A 23,647-nucleotide genomic window follows, 5' to 3' on the forward strand; every position below is an offset into this window, starting at 1 on the left:
TCCTGCCGGAATTTCATTCCGATAAACCAGTTTGTTTATCTGGCACTTAAACCACTGATTTGAAGTACGACGCTGTCAGAGCCTGTCAGACTTTTATGTTCTATCAGATCAAACACCCAACGTTGACTGCTTTCTTCAACCTCAGAGCGGTAATCCCGTCCTTTATGAAAAAGCCCAACAGCACCTTTCAGCAACCAGGGCGAAGCCAACCCTATCAAGCTCGGCAATGGCGCCAGCGCTCGCGCTGTCACAATTTGTGGCTGCTCGACCAGTTTGGGTGCATTTTCTATGCGTTGCGCGACCACTCGTGCCGGGAGATTAAACTCGCCTGTCATGGCCTGCAAAAAACCGGCTTTCTTTCGATTGCTCTCAACCAGATCAATATGACCAGTCCGCTCGCGGATCAGAAAAGCCAGAACCAGCCCGGGAAACCCACCGCCTGATCCCAGATCCAGCCACCGGGTTGCTTCAGGAGCAATGCCATATAATTGGGCGCTGTCCACAATATGCCGGTTCCAGGTGTCGGACAATGTGGAGAGGGCGGCAAGATTGATGCTTTGATTCCATTTAAGAAAATGCGTCTCAAACTCTCGAAGCGCCTCATAGGTTTCACGTGAAACAGATTTTGCGGCAAGCCTTAGCGCTTCAAAACGCTGATCCTTCATGCCGCGCCCCTTCTGGCTGCATTCTCATGATTGCGGACATGCGCAACAATCAAGGCGATAGCTGCTGGCGTCATGCCCTCAATGCGCAAGGCTTCAGCAACTGAATGTGGTTGTCTTTCTGCAATTTTTTGCTTGAGCTCGTTCGAAAGCCCCGGAATATTTCCGAAATCAAGGCCAACTGGAATGCTGCGCCCCTCTTCCGCCTGAATCCGCAGCACATCCGCCTTCTGCCGTTCGATGTAAACAGAATATTTCGCTTCGATTTCCAATGCTTCCGCCGTTTTTCTGTCAATATTATCAAAGCCGGGATCAAGTTTTGATAGCCATTTGACATCAACACCTTCATAGCTGAGCAACTCATAACCGGTGCGGCGAACACCATCATGATTAACATTCAGACCATGTGCGGCCGCCTGTTGGGGGCTGATCGCCAGAGACTGCGCCAGTGAACGTACGCGGCCCAATGCTTCACAGCTTTGCTCAAATTTGCTCTTTCGCGCATCTGAAACAATACCCAGACGAATTCCAAGCGGTGTTAATCGCTCATCTGCATTATCAGCCCGCAAAGACAGACGAAATTCTGCCCGGGAGGTAAACATTCGATAAGGTTCCGTCACCCCTTGATGAATCAGATCATCGATCATAACGCCAATATAGGCTTCCGTTCTGCTGATCGTTATCAATTCCGTCCCTGAAGCCCGGTGTGCGGCATTAATGCCCGCCAGCAAGCCTTGCCCGCCCGCTTCTTCATACCCCGTGGTTCCATTGATTTGTCCTGCCAGAAACAGACCCTTAATGCGTCTGGTCTCAAGCGTTGCATTAAGTTCACGAGGATCGACATGGTCATACTCGATCGCATAACCCGGTTGAAGCATGACGGATTTTTCCAACCCCGGAATGGTCTTGAGAAGATCCAGTTGAACATCTTCAGGCAGCGATGAAGAAATACCGTTTGGATAAACCGTATGATCGTTCAGCCCTTCCGGCTCCAGAAAAATCTGATGGCTATCCCGATCCGCAAATTTGACGATCTTGTCTTCAATAGACGGGCAATAGCGTGGCCCGATCCCTCCGATCGAACCGGAATATAAGGCCGAGCGCTTTATATTATCCCGGATCAACTGATGTGTAGCAGGGGTGGTGCGCGTAATCCCGCATTCGATTTGAGGAACAGTGATACGATCTGTCATTGAAGAAAAAGGCACTGGCTCGTCGTCAGCAGCCTGCATTTCCAACGACTTCCAGTCAATTGTGCGCCCATCAAGCCGCGGTGGCGTGCCTGTCTTGAGGCGGCCAAGCTTGAAATTTTCTCGTGCCAGAGTGGCCGACAACCCGGTTGTGGCCTGCTCATTCATGCGACCAGCAATAATTTTACGATCCCCGATATGGATCAGGCCCTGCAAAAATGTGCCGGTCGTCAAAACAACGGCACCACAGGGCAACCTTCTGCCATTGGCAAGGATGACGGCCCTGATCCCACCATCCTGAATTTCAAGATCCTGAACTTCACCTTCAATAATCGTAAGCCCAGCCTGTTTCTGCAGGGCCTGTTGAGCAGCCTGTTTATACAGCTCACGATCCGCTTGTGTTCGCGGGCCTCTCACCGCCGGGCCTTTACGACGATTCAACATACGAAATTGAATGCCAGCCTGATCGGTAATCCGGCCCATCAAGCCATCCAGCGCATCAATTTCGCGCACAAGCTGACCTTTGCCAAGTCCACCAATCGCCGGATTGCACGACATGGCGCCAATCGTATCAGCACGAAGAGTGACCAATGCCGTTATTGCACCACTGCGAGCCGCAGCACTGGCGGCCTCACAACCGGCATGGCCACCACCTACAACAATGACATCATATTCGGATTTCATGACAGTTTCTCTGGTCGGAAAAGCAACTTCTATCATATTTTTGAAGGTCAATGAGTATTTTAAATGTTTCACGTGAAACTTTTAATTCATGCCATTTGGGTGTTTCACGTGAGTCACCCCATAAAACCTGTTTCACGTGAATCACTTGCCGATACAGAATTGTGAAAAAATGACATCAAGCAAATCCTCGACATTGACCGCCCCTGAAATTCGTCCAAGTAAATTGGCGCAGAGACGCAATTCCTCGGCCCGGATTTCCAGCGGCTGCAGGGTATTTTGAGCTTCTGTCAAATGCTCCAGCGATTCTTCCAACAATTCAACATGCCGCATCCGAAATGGGAGAATGTCTCCAGCTGCCGCAAGTCGCGCTTCAGCTTTTTGTTTTATCGCTTCCAGAAGATCAGCTATTCCATGACCGCTTAAATGAGAAATGCAGAAATCATATTGATCATGCTGTGTCTGGTCGAATTCGATGAGGTCCAGCTTTGTTCCAACCTTGATATGATCCCCGGCCAGCCAGTCGATCTCAACCATTTGTGGGTCTGACATGTCTTCCAGAAAAAGAACCAGATCAGCCTTCTTGCCTCTGGCTTGCGCCTTTTCAATGCCGATCGCCTCAACGCGGCCGGGGTTTTCACGCAAGCCGGCGGTGTCGGTTACAATGATTTTCAAGCCGCCAAGATCAAGAACAATATCAAGAAGATCCCGCGTAGTTCCAGCTTCATCCGTAACAATCGCTGCATCTCGTTGAGCCAAGGCATTCAGCAAACTTGATTTTCCGGCATTTGGAGCGCCTAATATAACCACCCTGAAACCATCCTGGATGATTTCAGCCGCGGTAAAGCCTTCAATATGCTTCTCAATTTCCTGTGCCAGACACGCCGTATCGGCCCATATTGTTGCAGCAACCGAGCCCGGCACATCACTCTCATCGGCAAAATCTATCTCGGCCTCAATCATGGCGCGGGCATGAATCAGTCGCTTGCGCCAATCTGCATAAAGCACACTTTGAGCACCATCCGCATTGCGCTGGGCAAAACGCCTTTGTGCCTGCGTATCGGCATTGATCAGATCAGCCAGCGCCTCGGTCTTCACCAGATCCAGCTTTCCATTCATGAAAGCCCGCCGGGTAAATTCTCCAGGCTCGGCAGAGCGAACATGCTGGAAGCCCGTCAGTTCCTTTAACATGGCGCTAACAACAGCCTGACCACCATGAATTTGCAGCTCTGCTACATCTTCGCCGGTAAAGCTCCGCGGTCCCGGGAAGAATACAAGCAGGCCACGATCAAGAATCTCACCATCGCCTTGTGAGTAAAATGCCCGCAAGACCGCTTGTCTTGGTAAAGGCAAATGACCGCTCATCGTTTCGATAACGAATCGAGTTTGAGGACCGGAAATTCGAATGACAGCAACGCCCGCTGGAAGCCTTCCGCTCGACAGCGCAACAATTGTGTCATTGAATATCATTTGTTCCATATTACAATAACTTCAACACTTTGGCTCATTCCGGGAAGGACTGGCCTATGACCCTGCCCGCGCACAATCTGCTTTTTGACGAAGCAAGCCCCTATTTACAGCAGCACGCGAACAACCCTGTGCACTGGCGCCCTTGGTCTTCCGCTGCATTGGAAGAAGCGCAGGCACTTGACCGCCCTGTTTTGCTTTCCGTCGGCTATGCAGCATGTCACTGGTGCCATGTCATGGCTCATGAGAGCTTTGAAAACCCTGAAATTGCTGCCGTCATGAACCGTCTCTTCGTCAATATCAAGGTCGATCGCGAAGAACGGCCGGAAATTGACCAGACCTATATGGCAGCCCTGACCGCAATGGGAGATCAGGGTGGCTGGCCCCTTACCATGTTTTTAACACCCGATGCCAGACCCTTCTGGGGCGGTACGTATTTTCCACCGCAAAGCCGATTTGGCCGACACGGCTTTGTTGAAGTGCTTGAAGCAGTCGCAGGCGCATGGCGCAACAAACGCGCTGACATATTAAACAGCTCTGATAATTTGAGCCGTCATATTCAGGAAAAACTTGGTTCCTCACATGATAAAGCAGCCATAGAGAAGAACACACTGCCTGATCTGGCTGAAAATATCGAACAGATGATTGATCGGCAGGCGGGCGGGCTGAAAGGTGCGCCTAAATTTCCCAATGCTCCTTTCATGCAGGCATTGTGGCTGTCCTTTCTCAATACCGGCAATGAAAAACAGCGCTCAAGCGTGATTGAAAGCCTCGAACATATGCTTGCCGGTGGCATATATGATCACATTGGCGGCGGACTTGCCCGCTATGCCACCGATGCCGAATGGCTGGTTCCGCATTTTGAAAAAATGCTTTACGACAATGCCCAGTTGCTGCGTCTTGCCAACTGGGCCTATGCCCAAAGCAATTCAGAATTGTTTCGTATCCGAATCGAAGAAACCATCGGTTTTCTGCTGCGCGAAATGAGAACCGAAGAGGGAGCTTTTGCCTCTAGTCTTGATGCCGACAGTGAAGGTCAGGAAGGGCTTTTCTATCTCTGGGAAAAAGAAGATATAGAAGAGGTTCTTAAAAATGATGCCCCATTTTTCTTCGCCCATCATTTTCTTGCCAGGCCACCAGCATGGGAGGGAAAGCCAATCCTGTTTCAGACCCGCAAACAGGCATTGGCCGCAACGGATCATTTAACTGAATTAACCCCACTAAAACAGCGCCTGCTTGCCGCCAGAGAAAAGCGAATACGACCCGGCCGTGATGACAAGATTTTGACCGACTGGAACGGACTGGTAATCTCTGCACTGGCTGAATGTGGGCGTAGTTTTGGCCGTTGTGACTGGATAAAAGCAGCAAAACAGGCTTTTCAACATATCCTCACGACGGCGCAGGATGGGCGTTTGCCACATTCCACATTAGAGCGCCGTGCGTCCTATCGGACGCACAAAGGACGCTCTAACTCTTTGAATGAGCATCGGAATTATCCAAAAACCGATTCCACTTTTTGGTCCGATGCTCTAGGTGAAAAAAACCAGTTTCCAGCATTATCATCTGATTATGGAGCGATGATCAATGCAGCCATTTCCCTGTTTGAGGCGACCGGAGAAAAAACCTATATTGAGAACGCTCATCATTTTATCCATCAATTGGACCAATGGTACAGTGATGACAGTAAAACCGGCTATTATCTAAGCGCCTCAGACAGTCTTGATGTTCCGGTTCGTATTCGTGGCGATGTTGATGAAGCAATCCCATCGGCAACCGCACAAATCATTGAAGCCCTGACACGTCTGGCCTCACTGACCGGTGATCCTGATCTCCAGCAGAAAGCCTGGACAGTAGCAGAATATGCAGCCGGGCGGGCAGCCAGGCAAAGCTACGGCCAGATTGGTATTTTCACCGCCTGTGAACTGGCACGTGAACCACACAAGCTGGTGATGGTGGAACACCCACAGAATTACAGCTTTGTTCCGGTTGCGAATCGATATCCTGATCCCCGCCGGGTTGATCTTGTTTTACCCATTGGCAGCCAAATGGATGTCAGCCTTCCCGGCAATATGGCGCCTGTAACAGACAAGGCCGGGGCCTATCTGTGCACAGGACAAAGCTGCCGCCCCGTCATCACCGACCCTGATCTTCTGGAGAGCATATTAAAGCCTGTCTCTCGAGACTTGAGAACCAGTTTCGAGATAAAGACATGCATAAAAACAAAAGCTTAAAGCGGGTTACGTAAATCTGAAAGATTCAACGTAACCCGCTTTAAAGGCGGAACCATGATCCATGGTCCCGCCTTCCAATCAACCTGACGATAGGTAAAACACAGATCAGGTGTTCATTGAATCGAAAAAGTCCGAATTGGTCTTCGTCTGCTTGAGCTTGTCAATCAGGAATTCAACCGCATCGGTTGTTCCCATCGGGGCAAGAATACGACGCAATACAAAAATCTTTTGCAGATCCTGACGCTGTACCAAAAGGTCTTCCTTGCGGGTTCCCGATTTCAGAATATCCATGGCCGGGAAGATGCGCTTGTCGGCAACCTTGCGATCCAGAACGATTTCCGAATTGCCGGTACCCTTGAACTCTTCAAAAATCACTTCATCCATGCGGCTTCCGGTATCGATCAGCGCTGTTGCAATAATGGTCAGCGAGCCACCTTCTTCGATATTGCGGGCTGCCCCGAAAAACCGCTTCGGGCGCTGCAAGGCATTTGCATCCACACCACCGGTCAGCACCTTGCCGGAGGACGGCACCACCGTGTTGTAAGCACGGCCCAGACGAGTGATGGAATCAAGTAGAATGACAACATCGCGGCCATGCTCAACCAGACGCTTGGCCTTCTCGATCACCATTTCAGCCACCTGAACGTGACGTGTGGCCGGTTCATCAAAGGTTGAGGACACGACCTCACCCTTCACCGAGCGCTGCATGTCAGTCACTTCCTCAGGGCGCTCATCGATCAGCAACACAATCAAATAGCATTCAGGATGATTGGTGGTGATGGAATGGGCGATATTTTGCAACAACACCGTTTTACCAGTGCGTGGCGGCGCGACAATCAAGCCACGCTGGCCCTTGCCCAATGGGGCAACCAGATCAATCACCCGCGCAGAAATATCCTTGGAGGTGGTAGGAGTATCCACCTCCATGTTCAAACGCTCATTGGGATAAAGCGGCGTCAGATTGTCAAAATGGATTTTATGGCGAATTTTCTCCGGGTCATCGAAATTGATCGTATTGACCTTGAGCAGCGCAAAATAGCGCTCCCCTTCCTTGGGGCTGCGAATCGGCCCTTCCACCGTATCGCCGGTTTTTAGCGAGAAACGGCGAATCTGCGAAGGCGAGATATAAATATCATCCGGGCCTGGCAGATAATTGGCATTGGCTGAACGCAGAAAGCCAAAACCATCCTGCAACACCTCAACGACACCGTCGCCAATAATTTCAATATCTTGTGCAGCCAGTTTCTTGAGAATGGCAAACATCAACTCTTGCTTGCGCATGACACTGGCATTTTCGACCTCAAGTGATTCAGCATAAGCAATCAACTCGGGCGGCTTCTTGTTTTTAAACTCTGCGAGTTTCATTTCCTGCATGGCGGGACTCTAAAGTGTAGGGAAGAAAATTATCGGCGAATGCGATGATATGCTATGCGCGCTCAAAGGTGGATAAACCGACGACGCATAAAGAAGGAAGGAGTTTCCTTTTACTCTTATGCCAGCCAGAGCGCAATAAGGGCTTTTAGAACATTTATGAGCATAAATGGCGCCATCTGGCGCAAACACAATGCGGTTAAAACAAAGATTTAAAACGGTTTTACAATCACCAAAATGACGATCACAATCATCAACACAGTTGGCACTTCATTGATGATCCGCCAATGCCTGGCTGTTTTTTCGTTCCGATCCTCGGCAAATTTGCGTGTTGCAGCCGACAAATAGCCGTGAACACCCGACAAGATCAAAACAAAACTTATCTTGGCATGCAACCAGCCACCTTGAAAGCCAAACCTGCTCCAGGCCAGCCATAGCCCAAAAATCCAGCTTGCCATCATGGCCGGGTTGATGATGGCGCGCAACAAGCGCCGTTCCATCAGTTTGAAGGTTTCAGACTGGGCAGACCCTTTTTCAACATCTGCGTGATAGACAAACAGGCGAGGCAGATAAAGCATCCCGGCCATCCATGAGATGACCGCAATCACATGGGCTGCCTTGATCCAGTCGTAACTTTCCTCAGGGGCAAAAAGAAAAAGTACAAATGTCAGCGCAATAAGGATGACAACCGATATCAGAGCCCGCCAGGCTGCATTATGATTGCTTGCCTGTACAGTCGTTTTCATCAGCCCATTTCCCCACGAACCTGACGCACCATCGCTTCAACATGCTCAATTGGCGTTTGAGGAACGATGCCATGTCCAAGATTGAAAATAAACGGCCCGTCCTTTAGCGCATCAAGGATTGTCGCCACTCCGTCAGACAGAGCCTTGCCGCCGACAACGAGCCGCAAGGGATCAAGATTACCTTGTACCGGCCCCTGCTTTTGCAATTCGACTGCCTGAGAAAGCGGCACTGACCAATCAAGCCCAAGTGCTGCCACTCCGGTTTTTTCCCGATAGGTTGCATAAAGAGCACCTGCCCCTTTTGGAAAACCGATAATGGGAATTTCAGGATAGATTTCATGAACCTTGCGCACGATTTGGGCAACTGGCTCTACACAAAAAGCCTCAAAAGAAGCTTCATCCAGAACCCCTGACCAGGAATCAAAAATCTGAACCGTATCAGCACCCGCCTTGATCTGGCGGATCAGATACTCTGCCGATTGATCGGCCAGAATGGAAAGAAGTTTTTTAAAAGCTTCCGGCTCACGATACGCAAACAACCGGGCCGGAGCCTGATCGGGCGTTCCATGTCCTGCAATCATATAGGTGGCGACTGTCCATGGCGCCCCGCAAAAGCCGATCAGCGTGGTTTCCTGTGGCAATTTCTGGCGCAATCGGCGCACTGTTTCATAAACAGGCTCCAGATTCACGTGAAACGCTTCTGCGTGGAGCGCCTCGATTTCACCAACCGTGATCGGTGTCATCAGCGGTCCACGTCCTTCTTCAAAGCGCAAATCACGGCCCAACGCATGTGGCACAACAAGAATATCAGAAAACAGGATCGATGCGTCAAAGCCAAAGCGCTCAATCGGCTGCAATGTCACTTCCACCGCCCGGTCAGGATTATAGCACAGGTCGAGAAATGATCCGGCTTCTTTGCGTGCTTCTTTATATTCGGGCAGATAGCGACCAGCCTGACGCATCATCCATAAGGGAGGTGGAAAAACTGTTTCACCCTTTAAAACTCGCATCATTTTCCGGTCGGCGCTCATAGCGTCTCCAAAACTTAAAAACAAATCTTTGAATGAAAGATTCTTCTGATTCTATGAGTCTGTTAGAATCGATGATTATGAGTTTTCCAGATTTTTGAGCCAAAAGGCCATTCAGCATATTGTCGCGACTGTCCTCATTAAAAATTGTAGAATATTGGGGACAAGGATCAAAACCCGAATTGAATCAAAAAGATTTGGGCAAAACTAAAAAATTCTGGCTGTGGATTTTAAAATAGCGGTTTTTCTTATTCCCACTCTTGTCCCCAGCCTGGCAAACAGATTCACGCCGGACCAAATTGTGGACAAGTCGGCATTTAATACATGTGCCTTGAACAAGAACGAGTTTCCTCCCCTCTTGTCCACACTCGCCCACAGACCTGGATGTATAATGTGAACAAGCCGCAGAGTTTCTTTCATCTTCATATGATTTCTGATGCGACTGGCGAAACTCTGCTGGCCGCCGGCCGTGCTGCTTCCGCCCAATATAAAAATGCGGGCGTCATCGAGCATACTTATCCGCTGATCCGGAATGAAAAGCAGCTATTGCAGGTGTTTGAGGAGATCGAAGACCAACCCGGCATTATTTTATACACAATGGTTGATCAGGAACTTTCCGGCCTTATTGATGCGCGATGTGCGGCAATGGGCCTGCCTTGTGTTTCGGTTCTGGAGCCGGTTCTGGCCGTTTTTCAGTCTTATCTGGGAACACCGGCGGGGCGCAGGGTTGGAGCGCAGCATGTGCTGGACAAGGAATATTTCCGCCGGATCGACGCCCTCAATTTTACCATGGAGCATGATGACGGGCAATTGCCGGCTGACATGGAAGAAGCTGACATTGTTTTGATTGGTATTTCGCGCACGTCAAAGACACCAACAAGCATCTATCTGGCCAATCGGGGCATTAAAACTGCCAATATTCCCATTGTGCTCGGGGTTCCGATCCCTGAAAGCCTTATCAAGGCCAAAAAACCGCTGATTGTCGGACTGGTGGCAACGGCAGAGCGCATTTCTCATATTCGCCAGAACCGCACGCTTGGCACCACCAGCACTTTTGAAGGTGGCAGCTATGTGGATCGTGTTTCAATTTCCGAAGAGCTTTCTTATGCGCGCCAGATCTGTACCCGTTATAACTGGCCAATGATTGATGTCAGCCGCCGCTCCATTGAGGAAACGGCGGCTGCCATTCTTGCCCTGCGGGCTAAGAGCCGGTAAATCCTTGCAACGGGCTACAATCAAGGCAAAAATCTTCATGGCAGAAAAACTGATCCTTGCCTCTGGCAGTCCGTTTCGCAAGGCGATGCTGGTCAATGCCGGTCTTGATCTTGAGGCGGTACCTGCTGAAATTGATGAGCGTGCCGTGGAAGCCCCATTGGCTGATAGTGGCGTTTCGCCTGAAGATGTGGCAGCCATTCTGGCTGAAGCCAAGGCTGTCGAGGTGAGTAAAAGACGGCCCGGTGCGCTGGTGCTGGGCTGTGACCAGACCTTGTCTTTGGGTGATAAAATCTTTCACAAGCCTGCCAATATGGAAGGGGCGCGCCGTCATCTGTTGAGCCTATCGGGCAAGACCCATCAGTTGAACAGCGCAGCCGTTCTGGTTCGTGATGGTCAGGTTTTATGGACGCATATTGGCATTGCCAATTTGACCATGCGTGCGCTTGACCCGGCTTTTATCGGTCGGCATCTGGCGCGGGTCGGCTACAAGGCTTTGTCCAGTGTCGGCGCCTATCAGATTGAGGGTGAAGGTATTCAGCTTTTTGAAAAGATCGAGGGCGATTATTTTACGATTGTCGGTCTGCCTTTGATGCCGCTTCTGACAAAATTACGCGATATGGGAGTCATTGATGGGTAATATTGAAAAAAAAGCTTTTATTATTGGCCACCCGGTCGCTCATTCGCGTTCGCCAAAAATCCATATTCATTGGCTGAAAACCAGTAATTTATCGGGCAGCTATGAGGCAATCGATGTTGCGCCTCAAAATCTGACAGATTTTATTGCGGATCTGCAAAAAAATGGCTTTTGCGGGGGCAATGTCACCATTCCGCACAAGGAAGCCATCTTTGAACTGGTTGCGCATCGCGATGAGGCTGCTGAATTGATCGGTGCGGCCAATACGCTGTGGTTTGAAAAGGGTCGTCTGTGGGGTGGCAATACGGATGCGCATGGTTTTGCTGCCAATCTGGATGAACATGCACCAGGCTGGGCCGATAATGGAGCCGCTATTGTGCTGGGGGCTGGTGGTGCGGCGCGCGCTATCATCCATGCCTTGAAAGAGCGTGGCGTGCGCGATATTCGCATCGTCAACCGCACATTTAAGCGCGCACAAGAGTTGCGCGATCGCTTTGGCGGCGGCATTTCAGACAGAATTTCAGCCCATCGTCTGGAAGAAGTTGGTGATTTGCTGCCTGATGCCGGTCTGCTGGTCAATACCACAGCGTTAGGCATGGCTGGTAATGAAGGGTTGCCAGCAGATCCGATGCTTCTGCCTGATACGGCCATTGTCACCGATATTGTTTATGTGCCGCTGGAAACGCCCTTGCTGGCAGCTGCTCGCCAGCGCGGCCTGCGCTGCGTTGATGGTCTTGGCATGTTGCTGCACCAGGCTGTTCCCAGTTTTGAACGCTGGTTTGGAACACGCCCCAAGGTCACGCCAGAATTGCGCAGGCTTATTTTGAATGATCTTGGAGTGGCCACATGATTGTGCTTGGCCTTACCGGTTCCATCGGTATGGGCAAATCAACGGCAGGTGCGATGTTTCGCGAGGAAGGGATTGCGGTTCATGATGCGGATGAAGCCGTGCATCGTCTTTATGCCGGGGTGGCTGCACCGCTGGTTGAGGCAGAATTTCCCGGAAGCACTATAAATAAAATCGTGGATCGTGAAGTTCTTGGTCGGATGGTGCTTGGTGATGCAGCGGCGATAAAGCGGCTGGAAGCCATTGTTCATCCGCTGGTGCAAGCAGATGCGGATAGATTTTTACAAACACAGCGTGGCTTAAGCGCAAAACTTGCTGTTCTTGATATTCCGCTCCTGTTTGAAACAGGCGGCAGCGAGCGGGTGGATAAAATTATTGTTGTTTCTGCCCCGGCTGAACTGCAACGCGAAAGGGTGTTGAAACGGCCCGGCATGACGCCTGAAAAGTTTGAGGCAATTTTGGCACGGCAGATGCCGGATGCTCAAAAGCGTCGGCTGGCGGATTATGTTCTGGATACAAGTCAGGGATTTGACACTACCCGCGCCCATATCCGCAAAATCATTGCCGAATTGTCTGATATTGAGGAGTTACCCGATGCGTGAGATCATTTTCGATACGGAAACGACAGGACTGGATTCACGCGAGGATCGTATTATCGAGATTGGCGGGATCGAACTGGTAAACCGCTTTCCAACCGGGCGCAGCTTCCATTGCTATATCAATCCGCAGGGGCATCCAATTCATCCTGAAGCGCAGGCGGTGCATGGCATCAGTGCCGAAGATCTGGCTGACAAACCGGATTTTCCCGGCATTGCGGAAGAGTTCATGGCTTTCATCGAAGGTGCAAAGCTGGTGGCGCATAATGCCAGTTTCGACATTAATTTCATCAATGCCGAATTTGCCCGGATTGGTCATCCGCCCATTATGCCTGAACTGGTGGTGGACACGCTGGTTCTGGCCAAGCGCAAACATCCGATGGGGCCCAATTCACTTGATGCGCTGTGCCGCCGCTATGGCATCGACAACAGCCACCGCACCAGGCATGGCGCCTTGCTTGACTCCGAGCTTCTGGCTGAAGTCTATATCGAGCTTATTGGCGGAAAACAGGCCGCGCTGGGGCTGGATGTCGTTGTCGAGACAACAGCAGAACAGACCAGCACAAGCACGGTTGCAATAAAGATTGATGCGCGCCCTGCCGCCCTGCCCTCGCGCCTAAGTCAGGATGAGCGGGCAGCGCACGCCCAATTGGTTGAAACCATTGGTGAAAAAGCCATCTGGCGACAGATTTTTTAAAGGTTCTTGCAGTCAGACAGAATCGGCTGACTGCAAAAGGCTCCAAACTCTTGTTTTAACCGCATTGTGCTTGCGTCAGATGATTCCATCTGTACTCACAAAATGCATTAGGTCGTTTTGCGGCTCCCGCGTTTTTTGACTTCAGATGTAGGGCCAGTGGATTTTTTTCGTCCCAAGCCCATCTGTTTTGCCAGATTGGAGCGAGCAATAGCGTAATTTGGAGCAACCAGCGGATAGTCGGCCGGCAAATTCCACTTGGCCCGATATTCTTCCGGGGTCAGGCCATGATAGGTCGCAAGATGTCGCTTGAGCGATTTGAATTTTTTACCATCTTCCAGGCAGATAATATAATCGTCATGAATAGATTTCTTGATATTGACTGCCGGTTTTTGAGGTTCTTCAACAGGAGCCGAAGCTCCGCCAGCCAATAGTTTCAGTGATGCATGAACATTGGCGATAAGAGCGGCAAGTTCACTGGCCGGAACCGGATTATTGGATACATAGGCGGAAACAATATCCGCGGTCAGTTCAATATCTAGTTCAGGATGTGGAATAGGATTATTTTGTTCAGCCATTTTTAATCTCCTGTCCGCCCTTCTTGTTTTTAAAACTGTTGTGAACTTAAAAGCAACAGTGTTGATCTTTAAAAACAGGTTCTGGGGACAGGTCCTGGCCCTAAAATGATTATTTATAAAACTGGCGGAAGAGAGTGGGGGTCGAACCCACCTGGGACTGTCTCGCAGCCCCACCCGGATTTGAAGTCCGGACGCCCCACCGGGGACGATTCTCCTCCATTAGAGCATTGCCGGTCATGGTGCACCGAACAGGTCGAGCCTGTGCGGATTGAGGCGGCGCAGGTCACCACGCCGGATTGTCACGCCATGGCGGTCAAAGAACTCTAATATTTCAATAGAGACCTTTCGGCCATTGTCCAGCCGGTCCCGCAGATCGGCAGCGATGAATTCGCCCTTTGGCCTCGTGGACGTTATATCGCGCATGATTTTAACGATGTCGGCTAAAACAGAACGGGCAAAAAAACTGTCATGGGCAACTTCATGAACCAGCCCCATGCGGGCTGATTTTTTCAGCAGATCGCGCATCTTCTGTTCGCTCAGCCCGGTCATGGTTGAAAAGTCGCGGGTGCGGGGCGGGCGAAAACGCTCCGCACCGACAAGATGGGGCCAGATCTGGTTCCATATGGGTTCGTCCTCCTCAGCAAACTGCACCGCATGGCCGGGCAAGCGAACCCATGCTCCATCGAGCGAGATTTTACCTTGCCTTTGCAAACCTTGCAGGATGAGACGAAAAATGGGTGCAGGTGGCTTTATTTCGCCCGCTATTCGCAACCGCTCCAGTCCAATGCCCGGCTGATCCGGGTTTTCTATGTGATAAGCTTCAAGATCTGCCAGAATGCGTTGGCGCAAGCGCAGCCAGCGCGGCGGCGCTATTGCAATTGTTCCATTTTCTGGCGGGATCAGGATGACAGTCTCAGCAAGCCGCGCTCTCTCATTCGGACCAAGTGCCCGATCTTTGGCAAACTGATCAAAATCAATCCAAAAAGGCGAGGTGCCGAGAAGGGTGGCAAGGACGATAGCCGGATCAGTGGCAGAAAGTGCAGCCAGTTGCGCTTGCCGCTCAGGTGAACGTCGCCGCCGGGCCGGTGCTTTAAGATCAAGAAAGCGGCCGCCACCAATCGTGCGGCGGGCTGATGTGTCGCGAATGACGAAGCGGTCTCCGACACTGGCTGCTATGGGGCGTTCCAGCACAAGCTGCACGATTTTTTTATATCCCGGCTGGATTGGCTCATCGCTCAACAAAACAATGCGCGCCGGTATCTGGTTTGCCGTATGGTGCAGATGAACCGGAAACCATTGGCTGATCGGCTGTGGCTCGGTTGCCAATATATCGAGTTCGGCATCGATGCGGGTCGTTGGCGCATGAAGGAGAGGATCAATCACCATATCACCGCGTGCGATGGTATTACGCCCGATGCCATCGCCAACAAGGTTCAGCGCGCAGCGGTCGCCAGCATGAGTGCGCTCAGCCTTTTCATTCTGCGCATGGATGGAGCGGATACGGCCTGTTAATCCGCTGGGGCTGATGCGTACCATATCTCCAATTTCTGCCTGCCCTGAAAGGACGCTGCCAGTCACCACCGTGCCCGCACCTGAAAGGGTAAAGGCGCGATCAACCGACAGGCGAAACAGGCCAGAGGCATTGCGAAGCCCCATCATTTCTGCGGCCTGCATCAGCCTGTGTTCCAGTTCCGCCATGCCCTGACCGGTCAGGCTGGAAACAGCCAGCACCTCAGCGCCTTCCAATAGCGTCCCTGCCAACAGGCCTTCAATCTCGATTTCGACGGCTAAAAGACGTTCATCATCGGCCAGATCAGCCTTGCTGATCACGACAAGTCCGTGCCGGAGGCCGAGTAGCTGCAAAATAGCCAGATGCTCGCGCGTTTGCGGCATCACGCCATCATCGGCGGCGATAATCAGCAAGGCAAAATCAATGCTGGCAGCGCCCGCCAGCATGGTGTGAATGAAGCGCTCATGGCCGGGAACATCGACAAAACCAATGCGCTTGCCATTGGGAAATGTGCGATAGGCAAAGCCAAGCTCAATGGAGATGCCGCGGGATTTTTCCTGGGCGAGCCGGTCAGGCTCAATGCCGGTCAAAGCGCGAACCAGCGCGCTTTTGCCATGATCAATATGACCGGCTGTGCCGACGATCATGGTCTGGCCCCTTGCCTTTTATATGAGCCGGACATTGGAAAATCCCGCAAGATTGGCAATAAAACCTGCCTCATCTTCCAGACAGCGCAGGTCAAGCACCAGCGCGCCTTCGGTAATGCGGCCAATAACCGGGATGGGCAATTGGCGCAGGCGTGTTGCCAGTTGCTCCAGTGCTGCTCCAGTGCCTTTTATAGGGCAAAGCGCCAGCCCGGCAGATGCCAGCATATCTAAAGGCAGGGCGCCAGAGCCGATCTGGCTGGCACAGTCGATGATGGATACCTTGCAAGCAGGCCCCAGTGCTGCGGCAACAGCCGGCTGCATATGGCGGGCAAGGGTCGCAATGTCTTCATGGCTACGGGCCAGCAGGCGCAAGGTAGGCAGGTGCTGCGCCAGCCGGTCGGGATTACGATACAGCTTCAGAGTTGCTTCCAGTGCCGCCATGCGCATCTTGTCGATGCGCAATGCCCGCTTCATCGGATTGCGATTGATGGCGGCAATCAACTCTTTTTTGCCAATGATAAAGCCTGCCTGTGGCCCACCCAACAGCTTGTCGCCGGAGAAGGTGACAAGATCGCAGCCCTCAGCGATGGCCTCACGCACGGTCGGTTCGCGCTTGATGCCCCAGCGGGACAGATCAACCAGCGTGCCGGAGCCAAGATCATTGACCAGCGGTATGCCAGATGAGCGGGCCAGCCTTGCCAGAATGGCGGCTGGAACCGCACTGGTGAACCCTTCAATACGGTAGTTGGAGGTGTGCACCCGCAGCAGGAGAGCAACATTTTCCTGTTCAAGGGCGGCGCGATAATCCTTCTCATGGGTCCGATTGGTGGTGCCGACCTCAATCAGGCGTGCGCCTGCTTGCGCCATGATGTCGGGCATACGGAAAGCGCCACCAATTTCAACCAGTTCGCCGCGCGAGACGATGGCTCCCCCACCATGGCCAGCCAGCGTATTGAGAACAAGCAGAACCGCAGCAGCATTATTATTGACCACGGTTGCATCTTCTGCGCCGGTCAGTTCGCAGATCAGCGCCCGCAAATGGTCGTCACGCTCGCCGCGCTGGCCCTTTGCAAGATCATATTCGAGCGCCACCGGTGCGCGCATGGCAGCAATTACCGCCTCAACAGCCTCTTCTGCCAGAAGTGCCCGGCCCAGATTGGTGTGCAGCACTGTGCCGGTGAGGTTGAAAACCGGCCGCAGGGCCGCCTGTGAAGTGGCTTCCAGATTGCCTAGCACCAGCGCGCCAAGGGTTTCGGCATCCCGCAGCTTGCCGTTCTGGCGCACTGCATCCCGCTCCTGCTCCAGCAGGGCACGGATATGGGCAATCGTTTGCTGATGGCCAAAACGCTGCACTGCCGCCTGTCCGGTTGAGGATTGCAACACGCTGTCAGTGGAGGGGATGGCACGGAAATTTGTGTTCATAAGGCTAATAGCCCAGCAGGAATGGATTGAATGCACCGCGCCGGAAATTTGTTTCCCGCATCAAAAGATCAAGCCCGAGACTGCCGACATCATCGGCAAAAGGATCAAGCGAGCTGTCTTTTTGCTGATTGAAGATTTTGACGTAGCAGCCGCATTCATCGCAGGTTTCCGCCTTGATGGAACCGGGGCCGTCTTCGATCTCCTGATAGCGGATTCCCTTTGTCGATGAGCAGATTGCACATTTGATGCGCACATGGTGCCATAAGGTGCCGCATAATGCGCAGGAACAGAAGCGATTGCCGTTGGCATGTGGCCAGGCAACGATGAGTGAAGAAACCGGCGGCCCGCCGCAGGCCGGACAGGCACCATCCCCTACCGGTTTCAATTCTTTTTCCGGCAACACGGCAGCCGCGCAAACAAAGAAAAGCTGGAGGGTGGCTGCGACATAAGCATATTCAGCCATGGCCTCGACCGGGACGGAATCGGCCATCAGATCGGCGATCATGGTGTTGAGAGCAGCCTTGTCGGCTTTTTGCACTTTTGACAGGGCTGCTTGTGCTGCTGCCGGCTTTTTTAAACTTTCCAACTGGCCAAAAAGCTGGTCAGTCAGTGACCAGAATTGTACATCGGCTTTGAAAGCATTGCGATCAAGCGGCGGTATGGCATGGTTCAGCGCCCGTTGCAGCCTTGCCTCGTCAAGCGGGGCAGGTTCAGGCAGTTCTCCTGCCAGTTTCTGCTGCGCTCCGGCAATGCCAGCCAGAAAATCAAGATAAGGGCCAATGCCGTCAGGGCTGGAAAATTGATGAAAGCGCTTTGCGCGGCGTTCAAAAAGGCGAACCGGATCGGGCATCCGTGCAAAAGGCGGGTTTCTCATTTCGCCGATTGCCGTCATATCTCCCGGAATGGGATTTTTGCGAGACATGCGATTTCTCCTCGAGCCGCACCGGCCACGGGGCATTTTAAAGCCTGTTTCCCGAACTGGAAACCAGTTTTGAGAGACAGGTTTTTGAGCATTTTGCAGCCAGATGGAACCATCTGGCTGCAAAATGCGGCTAAAACAAGAGCTTAGAGTATTCTTGCTGCCCGGTTGCAATAAATGCCGCCGCTTTTAAAACGACGGCATTTTGATAAGTCAGACCTGCTTTTTGGATACAGGTTTTTTGTCACGCTCCCCGCCATAGGCGGCAAGGGCGCGTAACCATTTGCGATGGTGACGCCAGGCCCAGCCGCCGCTGACATGGCCGCGTGTCATGGCGCGCAACGTGTCTGCCACCCAGAAGGCGGCATAGACATGGATGAACCACACACAGATGATGGCAATTGCGGCCATGGAATGAACCAGCACCGCCACACGCGATTGCGGAATGGTCAGATAATGGGAAAAATAACGCTCCCAGATCATCAGACCGGTAATGATGAGAATGATGATCAGCAAGGACATGGCCCAGAAGATGAATTTCTGACCGGCATTATATTTGCCGACTTCAGGTACCTTGTCGGGATTGCTTTTCAAGACATCGCCAAGCTGCGCCACCCATTGCCCGTCTTCGCGGCGCGGCAGGTTCAGCCTGAAAAAGCGGATGAACAGGCCGGTAAAGGAGATAAACAGGACCACGCCAATCCATGGGTGGAGTGTGCGTGTCCATTGCCCACCGCCAAACAGGGCGGTCAGCCAATAGAGCGAGGGGTGAAACAGCGCCATTCCTGACAGGGCCAGCAGGATCAGGCTGATGGCCGTGATCCAGTGGTTGAGGCGGGCCCATCTGGTGTAGCGATTGACCACGATCTTGCGCCCCATCAAAAGGCGATCACCATGGTCAATCTCGTCTTTGCTCGCCTTTGGCGCATTATGGCCGTGCAAGGTGCTGTCGGTCATGAGAGCGTCTCCTTGTCGGGATCGAGCCTTTCTGTGCCGGGGGCGTTTTCAACCAGATGGCGGGCATCTTCATCATCAGCAACAGTTACCCGGTTGCGCCCCGAGACGGCCAGATGCAGGGCGCCGGCAACAGCCGCAAAGCCCATGACGGCAAAACCGGCATATTTGCTGACCCCCTTCCACGCTTCCACAAGCGGTGAAATGCGCGGATTGTCCGGCAGTCCGGCATAGATTGACGGCTTGTCGGCATGTTGCAGAACATACATGACATGGGTGCCGCCAACGCCAGCCGGATCGTAAAGCCCGGCCTTGTCATAGCCGCGTGATTTCAGATCTTCGATGCGGTCAGCCGCATGAGCCTTCATCTCGTCCTTGGTGCCGAACACAATGGCCTTGGTGGGGCAGGCCTTTGCGCAGGCAGGCCCCTGCCCGACCGCGATACGGTCGGAACACAAGGTGCATTTATAAGCCCGGTTATCGACCTTGGAAATGCGCGGAATATCGAAGGGACAACCCTTCACGCAATAGCCGCAGCCGATGCAGTTTTCCTGAATGAAATCCACCACACCATTGGAATATTGCACGATGGCGCCGGGGGCCGGACATGCTTTCAGACAGCCCGGATCGGCACAATGCATGCAGCCATCCTTGCGGATCAGCCATTCGAGATTTTCCGATTCAGGGTTCACCCATTCGGTAAACCGCATCACCGTAAAACTATCCGGCGTCAGGTCGAGCGGATTGTCATAGACACCGGTGTTGAAACCGATTTCTTCCTGCAGATCATTCCACTCATAACAGGCCGACTGACAGGCCTTGCAGCCGATGCATTTGGAAACATCGATCAGCTTGGCAACCGGTTCAAGCTGGCGCGCCGGCTCTGGAACGGAGGAGGCGGAGCGCCTGATATAGTCCTGCGGTCCCATTTGCATGGTTACATCGGGAGCGACAGGAGGGTTGACGTTGATTGTCATGGCATCATCCTCCCTATACTGCCGCCGGGCCGTCAGACGGCTCGATATTGACCAGGAACGCCTTGGTTTCCGGCGTTTCGATATTGGCATCCCCCACAAACGGGCTTAGCGAGTTTGGACCAAAGCCCTTTTTCGCCTTGCCAAGGAAGCCCCAATGCAGCGGAATGCCGACCACATGGACGGGCTTGCCATCGCAGATCAGCGGCTGGATGCGTTTGGTAACCAGCGCTTTGGCAAAGATGGAGCCACGTTTGTTCCACACCCGGCACCAGCCGCCCTTGGCAATGCCCTTCTCCTTTGCCAGTTCCTCCGAAATTTCGACAAAAAATTCTGGCTGGAGAACGGAATTGACCTGAACATGCTTGGTCCAGTAGTGGAAATGCTCGGTCAGCCGGTAAGATGTTGCTGCATAAGGATATTCCTGCGCATCACCGAAAGTCTCCAAATCGCTGGAAAACACCCGGGCGACCGGATTGCCGCGTATGTCAGGGGCCACGACATTGGCCACCGGCGATTCAAACGGCTCGTAATGCGCCGGGAATGGTCCATCACGCATCAGACCACGGCTGAACAGGCGTGATTGCCCTTCCGCATTCATGATGAACGGTCCGACATCGCGTGGATGGGCGGTGACTGGAATGTCGGGCACATCATAACCGCTCCATTTTTCACCATCCCACTCAATGAGCTTGCGGGTTGGATCCCAGGCCTTTCCATTGAGATCGGCAGAAGCGCGATTATAGAGAATGCGCCGATTGGCAGGCCATGAGAACGACCAGTTCGAATAGGCCCCGGTGTCATCAGGATCGCTATTGTCGCGCCGCGCCATCATGTTGCCGACCTCGGTGTAGCAGCCGGAATAGATCCAGCAGCCACAGGCGGTGGAGCCATCATCACGCAAGGCGCCAAAGCCCGGAACCTGCTTGCCAGCTTCCAGCACCACCTTGGTCGGATCGTCCGGATCGACAAGATCGGTGACGGCATAGCCGTTCATCTCTCTTGCCAGTTCGGCCGGATGCGGATTGCCCGGATCCTGATAGGGCCAGTGAAGATTGAGCATGGCATCGGGGAAGGGACCGCCTTCCTCTTCATAGAGCTTCTTCAGACGCAGCCAAAGCTGTGCCATGATCCAGGTGTCATGCTTGGCTTGGCCTGGTGCGTTTTGTGCCGCCCAGTGCCATTGCAGCCAGCGCCCTGAATTGACCAGCGCTCCCTCATCTTCTGCAAAGCAGGTGGAAGGAAGCTGGTAGACTCTGGTCTGGACCGTTTCTGTCTCCACATCATTGTGGATGCCGTGATTTTCCCAGAAACGGGCCGTTTCGGTTTCCAGCGGATCGATAACGACCAGATAGTCAAGCTTCGACAAGGAGCGTGCGATCTTGCCCCGGTTGGGAAAGGCCAGCAAGGGATTGAAGCCCTGACAGAAATAGCCATGCATCTGCCCCTGATCCATCATCTCGAAGGCCCGTAACACGTCATAGGCGGGCACATCGAGCTTGGGCAGATAATCATAGGCAAAGTCATTTTGCGGTGTGGCAGCCTTGCCCCACATCGCTTTCTGGAACGAAACGAAGAATTTTTCGTAATTTTGCCAATAGCTTATCTGGTTCGGCCGCAACGGCTTGAAGCCGCGCGAACTGATATAGCTGTCGTAACTGGTCTCCTTTTCATTGGGAATATTCAGATAACCGGGGATCAGATTCGACATCAGGCCGATGTCGGTGAGCCCTTGAATGTTGGAGTGGCCACGCAGCGCATTCATGCCACCGCCACGCACACCGATATTGCCGAGGATAAGCTGCAGCATCGCCATGCAGCGAATGTTTTGCGAACCCTTGGAATGCTGTGTCCAGCCCAGTGCATACATCGACGTCATCGTCTTTGTCGGCGTGGAACATTCGGCGATCATTTCGCATACTTTCAGGAATTTTTCCTTCGGTGTGCCGCAAATGCGTTCGACCATTTCGGGCGTGTAGATCGAAACATGCTGTTTTAACAGGTTCCACACACAGCGTGGATTTTGCAATGTTTCATCAACTTGTGCATAGCCATCTTCGCCGATGACATAATCCCAAGTCTGGCGGTCGTAATCGCGCTTTTCCTCATCATAGCCGGTAAACAGCCCGTCCTGATAGTCAAAGCCATCCTTGACGATATAGGAGGCATTGGTGAAGGCGCGCACATAATCCCACTGCACCTTGTCGTTGTTGATGCAATAGTTGATGACGCCAAGCAGGAAGGCGATGTCGGAGCCTTGCCGAATGGGGGCGTAATAGTCTGAAACGGCTGCCGAGCGCGTATAGCGCGGATCGACGACGATCAGCTTGGCGCCACGGTTGGCTTTCGCCTCCGTCACCCATTTGAAACCGCAAGGATGTGCTTCGGCGGCATTGCCGCCCATGATGATAACCAGATCCGTGTTACGGATATCCGTCCACGAATTTGTCATTGCACCACGACCGAAAGTTGGGCCCAGACTGGACACCGTGGGGCCGTGTCAGACCCTCGCCTGATTGTCGAAGGCAACAATGCCTGTCGATCGTACAGCCTTATAGGTCAGAAATGCCGTCTCATTGGTTGTCGCGGAAGCTGCAAGAAAACCGGTGCTCGTCCAGCGATTGACCGTTACGCCAGCCTGATTGCGCTCGATGAAGTTGGCGTCGCGGTCCTTCTTCATCAGCCTTGCAATATCATCCAGCGCCTCGTCCCAGGAGATTTCCTCAAAACGGTCGGAGCCGGGATGGCGCACTTTCGGGGTGGTCAGGCGGGTTTCAGCCTGAATGAAGCCGAGCAGGGCCGCACCCTTGGGGCACAGCGTGCCGCGATTGGTGGGATGGTCGACATCGCCTTCCAGATGCACGGCCCTGGCCGTACCCTGCGCCAGATCTCCCTTTGAATAGATGATGACGCCGCAGGCAACCGAGCAATAGGGGCAGGTGTTGCGTGTTTCGGTGGTGCCTGCAAGTTTGTAGGCGCGCAGCCCTTCAACAAATGCGGCCTCTGCCTCCCCAAAGCCAAATGCGCCCAGCGTCGTCAAAGCGACACCGGCCCCGGCTCCTTTCAGGAAGTTACGCCGCGAGATTTCCATATTCATGGGAGACCTCCTCCTTGGCAATTTGACTCTTTGGTCGATCAGAATTCAGACCAACTGTGAAATAAAGGCTACGCCTGCTGCGGCATTCTGTCAAAGTATATAAATATGATATAATTAGTCATGTTTATTAAAGCTTGTTCTGTACTGTTGTTGATGCAAGAAGTTACTGTGGTTACAGCATCAG

At 52.7% G+C, this 23,647-nt stretch carries 19 protein-coding genes and 1 tRNA gene; 6 read left to right on the forward strand and 14 right to left on the reverse strand.

Features of this window, described 5'->3' with window-relative positions:
* Positions 1–35: 35 nt before the first annotated feature.
* From rsmG to mnmE, 3 genes are all read right to left on the reverse strand, one after another.
* Positions 36–665 (reverse strand): 16S rRNA (guanine(527)-N(7))-methyltransferase RsmG, encoded by a 630-nt coding sequence (rsmG, locus tag ACFPLB_RS01085; RefSeq protein WP_378227393.1) that lies wholly within the window; start codon positions 663–665, stop codon positions 36–38.
* Positions 662–2,536, reverse strand: coding sequence for a tRNA uridine-5-carboxymethylaminomethyl(34) synthesis enzyme MnmG (gene mnmG / locus ACFPLB_RS01090; protein ID WP_378227428.1), 1,875 nt, complete (start codon positions 2,534–2,536; stop codon positions 662–664). The genes rsmG and mnmG overlap by 4 nt, the downstream gene beginning before the upstream one ends.
* A gap of 141 nt (positions 2,537–2,677) precedes the next feature.
* Positions 2,678–4,003 (reverse strand): tRNA uridine-5-carboxymethylaminomethyl(34) synthesis GTPase MnmE, encoded by a 1,326-nt coding sequence (mnmE, locus tag ACFPLB_RS01095; protein WP_378227394.1) that lies wholly within the window; start codon positions 4,001–4,003, stop codon positions 2,678–2,680.
* Between the two features lie 56 nt (positions 4,004–4,059).
* Between mnmE and ACFPLB_RS01100 the strand changes: the two genes are divergently transcribed.
* Positions 4,060–6,231, forward strand: a complete 2,172-nt coding sequence (locus ACFPLB_RS01100) for a thioredoxin domain-containing protein (protein ID WP_378227395.1) — start codon at positions 4,060–4,062, stop codon at positions 6,229–6,231.
* A gap of 105 nt (positions 6,232–6,336) precedes the next feature.
* Here the strand turns inward: ACFPLB_RS01100 and rho are convergent, their stop codons facing one another.
* From rho to hemE, 3 genes are all read right to left on the reverse strand, one after another.
* Positions 6,337–7,605: a transcription termination factor Rho gene (gene rho / locus ACFPLB_RS01105; protein WP_378227396.1), complete on the reverse strand. Its 1,269-nt coding sequence runs from the start codon at positions 7,603–7,605 to the stop codon at positions 6,337–6,339.
* Between the two features lie 209 nt (positions 7,606–7,814).
* Entirely contained in the window at positions 7,815–8,348 is a 534-nt protein-coding gene (gene hemJ / locus ACFPLB_RS01110) for a protoporphyrinogen oxidase HemJ (protein ID WP_378227397.1), read from the reverse strand.
* Positions 8,348–9,379, reverse strand: a complete 1,032-nt coding sequence (hemE, locus tag ACFPLB_RS01115; protein ID WP_378227398.1) for a uroporphyrinogen decarboxylase — start codon at positions 9,377–9,379, stop codon at positions 8,348–8,350. The genes hemJ and hemE overlap by 1 nt, the downstream gene beginning before the upstream one ends.
* Before the next feature lie 390 nt (positions 9,380–9,769).
* Between hemE and ACFPLB_RS01120 the strand changes: the two genes are divergently transcribed.
* Genes ACFPLB_RS01120 through dnaQ form a run of 5 tightly spaced genes read left to right on the forward strand, consistent with a single transcriptional unit; the run spans position 9,770 to position 13,365 of the window.
* Positions 9,770–10,591, forward strand: a complete 822-nt coding sequence (locus ACFPLB_RS01120) for a pyruvate, water dikinase regulatory protein (RefSeq protein ID WP_378227399.1) — start codon at positions 9,770–9,772, stop codon at positions 10,589–10,591.
* Positions 10,592–10,628: 37 nt separating this feature from the next.
* Entirely contained in the window at positions 10,629–11,228 is a 600-nt protein-coding gene (locus ACFPLB_RS01125; RefSeq protein WP_378227400.1) for a Maf-like protein, read from the forward strand.
* A complete protein-coding gene (locus tag ACFPLB_RS01130; RefSeq protein WP_378227401.1) occupies positions 11,221–12,075 on the forward strand; it encodes a shikimate dehydrogenase in 855 nt (284 codons plus the stop codon). The genes ACFPLB_RS01125 and ACFPLB_RS01130 overlap by 8 nt, the downstream gene beginning before the upstream one ends.
* Positions 12,072–12,674 carry a dephospho-CoA kinase gene (gene coaE / locus ACFPLB_RS01135; protein ID WP_378227402.1) on the forward strand — a complete coding sequence of 201 codons (603 nt, stop codon included), beginning with the start codon at positions 12,072–12,074 and terminating at the stop codon, positions 12,672–12,674. The genes ACFPLB_RS01130 and coaE overlap by 4 nt, the downstream gene beginning before the upstream one ends.
* Positions 12,667–13,365, forward strand: coding sequence for a DNA polymerase III subunit epsilon (dnaQ, locus tag ACFPLB_RS01140; RefSeq protein WP_378227403.1), 699 nt, complete (start codon positions 12,667–12,669; stop codon positions 13,363–13,365). Before coaE ends, dnaQ begins: the two co-directional genes overlap by 8 nt.
* Before the next feature lie 107 nt (positions 13,366–13,472).
* Here dnaQ and ACFPLB_RS01145 read toward each other — a convergent pair whose 3' ends face one another.
* The 8 genes from ACFPLB_RS01145 to fdnG all read right to left on the reverse strand — a co-directional run bounded on the left by ACFPLB_RS01145 (position 13,473) and on the right by fdnG (position 23,463).
* Entirely contained in the window at positions 13,473–13,940 is a 468-nt protein-coding gene (locus tag ACFPLB_RS01145) for a Ros/MucR family transcriptional regulator (protein ID WP_378227404.1), read from the reverse strand.
* A gap of 122 nt (positions 13,941–14,062) precedes the next feature.
* Positions 14,063–14,158: transfer RNA gene (locus ACFPLB_RS01150), tRNA-Sec, on the reverse strand.
* Positions 14,159–14,174: 16 nt separating this feature from the next.
* Entirely contained in the window at positions 14,175–16,097 is a 1,923-nt protein-coding gene (selB, locus tag ACFPLB_RS01155; RefSeq protein ID WP_378227405.1) for a selenocysteine-specific translation elongation factor, read from the reverse strand.
* Between the two features lie 18 nt (positions 16,098–16,115).
* Entirely contained in the window at positions 16,116–17,519 is a 1,404-nt protein-coding gene (selA, locus tag ACFPLB_RS01160; RefSeq protein ID WP_378227406.1) for an L-seryl-tRNA(Sec) selenium transferase, read from the reverse strand.
* Between the two features lie 4 nt (positions 17,520–17,523).
* Complete coding sequence (fdhE, locus tag ACFPLB_RS01165; protein WP_378227407.1) at positions 17,524–18,441, reverse strand: formate dehydrogenase accessory protein FdhE; 918 nt, start codon at positions 18,439–18,441, stop codon at positions 17,524–17,526.
* Positions 18,442–18,651: 210 nt separating this feature from the next.
* Positions 18,652–19,395, reverse strand: a complete 744-nt coding sequence (locus ACFPLB_RS01170; protein WP_378227409.1) for a formate dehydrogenase subunit gamma — start codon at positions 19,393–19,395, stop codon at positions 18,652–18,654.
* On the reverse strand, positions 19,392–20,369 hold the full coding sequence (gene fdxH / locus ACFPLB_RS01175) for a formate dehydrogenase subunit beta (protein WP_378227410.1): 978 nt from the start codon (positions 20,367–20,369) through the stop codon (positions 19,392–19,394). Before fdxH ends, ACFPLB_RS01170 begins: the two co-directional genes overlap by 4 nt.
* Positions 20,370–20,382: 13 nt before the next feature.
* Entirely contained in the window at positions 20,383–23,463 is a 3,081-nt protein-coding gene (fdnG, locus tag ACFPLB_RS01180) for a formate dehydrogenase-N subunit alpha (RefSeq protein ID WP_378227412.1), read from the reverse strand.
* Positions 23,464–23,647 lie beyond the last annotated feature (184 nt).

Origin of the sequence: Aquamicrobium segne, assembly GCF_042656785.1 — a bacterium.
GTDB classification, from domain to species: Bacteria; Pseudomonadota; Alphaproteobacteria; order Rhizobiales; family Rhizobiaceae; genus Mesorhizobium; species Mesorhizobium segne.

Coding starts and splice junctions, on each gene's coding strand:
- rsmG (WP_378227393.1), bottom strand. CDS start 665: ATGAAGGATCAGCGTTTTGAAGCGCTAAGGCTTGCCGCAAAATCTGTT.
- mnmG (WP_378227428.1), bottom strand. CDS start 2,536: ATGAAATCCGAATATGATGTCATTGTTGTAGGTGGTGGCCATGCCGGT.
- mnmE (WP_378227394.1), bottom strand. CDS start 4,003: ATGATATTCAATGACACAATTGTTGCGCTGTCGAGCGGAAGGCTTCCA.
- ACFPLB_RS01100 (WP_378227395.1), top strand. CDS start 4,060: ATGACCCTGCCCGCGCACAATCTGCTTTTTGACGAAGCAAGCCCCTAT.
- rho (WP_378227396.1), bottom strand. CDS start 7,605: ATGCAGGAAATGAAACTCGCAGAGTTTAAAAACAAGAAGCCGCCCGAG.
- hemJ (WP_378227397.1), bottom strand. CDS start 8,348: ATGAAAACGACTGTACAGGCAAGCAATCATAATGCAGCCTGGCGGGCT.
- hemE (WP_378227398.1), bottom strand. CDS start 9,379: ATGAGCGCCGACCGGAAAATGATGCGAGTTTTAAAGGGTGAAACAGTT.
- ACFPLB_RS01125 (WP_378227400.1), top strand. CDS start 10,629: ATGGCAGAAAAACTGATCCTTGCCTCTGGCAGTCCGTTTCGCAAGGCG.
- ACFPLB_RS01130 (WP_378227401.1), top strand. CDS start 11,221: ATGGGTAATATTGAAAAAAAAGCTTTTATTATTGGCCACCCGGTCGCT.
- coaE (WP_378227402.1), top strand. CDS start 12,072: ATGATTGTGCTTGGCCTTACCGGTTCCATCGGTATGGGCAAATCAACG.
- dnaQ (WP_378227403.1), top strand. CDS start 12,667: ATGCGTGAGATCATTTTCGATACGGAAACGACAGGACTGGATTCACGC.
- ACFPLB_RS01145 (WP_378227404.1), bottom strand. CDS start 13,940: ATGGCTGAACAAAATAATCCTATTCCACATCCTGAACTAGATATTGAA.
- selB (WP_378227405.1), bottom strand. CDS start 16,097: ATGATCGTCGGCACAGCCGGTCATATTGATCATGGCAAAAGCGCGCTG.
- selA (WP_378227406.1), bottom strand. CDS start 17,519: ATGAACACAAATTTCCGTGCCATCCCCTCCACTGACAGCGTGTTGCAA.
- fdhE (WP_378227407.1), bottom strand. CDS start 18,441: ATGTCTCGCAAAAATCCCATTCCGGGAGATATGACGGCAATCGGCGAA.
- ACFPLB_RS01170 (WP_378227409.1), bottom strand. CDS start 19,395: ATGACCGACAGCACCTTGCACGGCCATAATGCGCCAAAGGCGAGCAAA.
- fdxH (WP_378227410.1), bottom strand. CDS start 20,369: ATGACAATCAACGTCAACCCTCCTGTCGCTCCCGATGTAACCATGCAA.